This is a genomic window from Clostridium sp., from assembly GCF_036569345.1.
Lineage (GTDB): Bacteria > Bacillota > Clostridia > Clostridiales > Clostridiaceae > Clostridium_AD.
The window spans coordinates 1-1,865 of the sequence record NZ_DATCQT010000167.1 but is presented as its reverse complement, the minus strand read 5'-3'; the positions used below and the strand labels follow the sequence as shown (position 1 = coordinate 1,865).

The 1,865-nt window shown below is 32.4% G+C and carries 2 protein-coding genes; both read right to left on the bottom strand.

Translation table 11 applies throughout. The features are described 5' to 3' along the window. Positions 1-169: 169 nt before the first annotated feature. A complete protein-coding gene (locus VIM70_RS16755) occupies positions 170-409 on the bottom strand; it encodes a hypothetical protein (protein ID WP_331946922.1) in 240 nt (79 codons plus the stop codon). Between the two features lie 65 nt (positions 410-474). Next, entirely contained in the window at positions 475-1,683 is a 1,209-nt protein-coding gene (locus tag VIM70_RS16750; RefSeq protein ID WP_331946921.1) for an MFS transporter, read from the bottom strand. Between the last annotated feature and the right edge of the window lie 182 nt (positions 1,684-1,865).

The following is a 1,865-nucleotide window of genomic DNA, read 5'->3' as shown; positions in this document are numbered from 1 at the left end:
TTCCACCCCCCAAAATTTGGATACAACAAAAAAGGTCACACGAAGACCTACACCCGTGGTGGTGTACCCCTTCGTGTGACCTTAGTCATCACTCTTTAACACATTGTACCAACATAATTATATAATGTCAATATAGTTTTAGGCTTCCTCTGTAACACTTAAAAAATTATTAAGAAATAGTTAAGTCACTTATAACATATATCAGTTCGTTTGAAATCAATAAATTTAACGAACTCTTTTTAAGCTTTTTCGTCACCATATAATGCCACTTTGCAGAAGATTGATTTGTTATTGTTTGAGGTATACTCAATTCAATCACAATGTCATTTTCAAAATTATTTACATGCGCAGGCAATAATGCAACTCTTTTTTCACCAGAATAATAGGGAATAATAAATCCTAATTTCATACTTTCAGTCCTCCTCGTATAATATTCAATTGACAAAAAACGATATGTTACATTCGATACAACTGTTATACAATTTCTTCATACTCATTCTCTACATAGAAATCGGACTCTTCTTTCTTTTTTGTTAATACAAAATATAAAAGTCCAGTAGCTACAATCAAAACTACTCCAATCAAATAAATGCTGCGATAACCAGCAGCACTTGCTACGATTCCTAAAACATATGCACCAATAGCCATTCCCGCATCCATGGAGTTAAAGAACAAAGAATTAGCGATTCCAACTCGATGAGGTTCCACTGAACTAATAGTTTGTGTTTGAAATATAGGGGTTATCGAACCATAACCTACACCAATAAAAGCTCCAGCAATCAACATCATGCCACTAAAGCGAGTTTGGTTTAACAAAAGCATTCCCACTGCGAAAACAATCAAGGAAGGATAAATAATAACTTTTGTACCAAATTGATCAGACCAGCGCCCTGTAAATGGACGAGTAATCAAAACAAATACAGCATAAATAAGAAAGAAAGAACTTGCTGTTGTTGCCAAATCTATATCTTTTGCATACAAAGCTAAAAAGCCTGAAATACCTGAATATGCACATGCTAAAATAAAGGTAGCAAGTGCATATGGTACGGCATTTTTATCAAATATATTATTCCATGAAAATTTGATTTTCTCTAAAGTCACATTCACTTTTTCCTTTGTTTCAGGAACTTTCATAAATAAAGCAAGAATGATATTTACGGCGGAAATAATCATACAAGTAATAAAGGCTGTATTATAAGCATTTATATTGGCAAATTTAAGCCCAATATATGGTCCAAACACCATAGCTAAACCCATAGCCATTGAGAAATAACTTAATCCTTCTCCACGTCTTGAAATCGGAATAATTTCAGCACAGATGGTTCCTTTTACCGTTGTGATAATACCAAAAGTTATACCATGTGCAACACGTAGAACAAGTAGTGCCCAAATATCCGTTGCCATAGGATAAAGAAGCGTACAGATAAAAAACGCAATGGATGAATACACAAGAATTTTTTTCTGAGAACCTTTGCTCATCCACTGACCCGCGAAAGGTCTAATAATAATAGCTGCTAATAAAAATAATGTAATTACTAAGCCAACTTTATCGGTACCAGCCTGAAGATTTTCTACTAAATACAAAGGTAGAACTGAAAGTACTACATAAAAAGCTAAAAAAATAAAAAAACTGATACTCGTTATACTAATAAAATCTTTAGTCCATAATCTTTCTTTATCCACCTTAATCACTCCTATATAATTTCTATGCGACTTATGTATTATAGGTGAATTGAAAAGTTAACTTCCACTTTGTAGAGTTAACTTCCACTGTAAAAAAAGTTGAAAAAATTTTTTAATAAAAAAACGTTTATATGTACTATTTTCCAAGCAAAATAGTTATAATATGAAGTATATCAAGCAGA

Excerpts from the sequence above, each read along its gene's own strand:
- VIM70_RS16755 (WP_331946922.1), bottom strand. The coding sequence starts at position 409 with ATGAAATTAGGATTTATTATTCCCTATTATTCTGGTGAAAAAAGAGTT.